At 44.8% G+C, this 241-nt stretch carries 1 protein-coding gene; it reads left to right on the top strand.

What is annotated here, in order from left to right:
* On the top strand, nucleotides 1-241 hold a 241-nt coding region (locus tag HMPREF0519_RS12885; protein WP_003637226.1), incomplete at both ends, for an enoyl-CoA hydratase-related protein.

The raw sequence follows: 241 nt of genomic DNA, 5'->3' as shown, positions 1-241 counted from the left end.
GCAAAGATTACCATGAACCGACCGGAAAAGATGAATGCTTTTACACCGGTTACGGTTCAAGAGATGATTGATGCATTTAATATCTGTCGTGATGATAGCACAATCGGCGTGATCATTCTAACCGGTGCAGGTGACAAGGCATTTTCTTCCGGTGGTGATCAAGGTGTTCGTGGCAATGGTGGGTATGTTGGACCGGATCATATTGCCCGATTAAACGTCTTGGATCTGCAACACTTAATTC

It is taken from the genome of Lentilactobacillus hilgardii DSM 20176 = ATCC 8290, from assembly GCF_000159315.1.
GTDB lineage: Bacteria > Bacillota > Bacilli > Lactobacillales > Lactobacillaceae > Lentilactobacillus > Lentilactobacillus hilgardii.
This window is presented reverse-complemented; position numbering and strand designations above follow the sequence as displayed.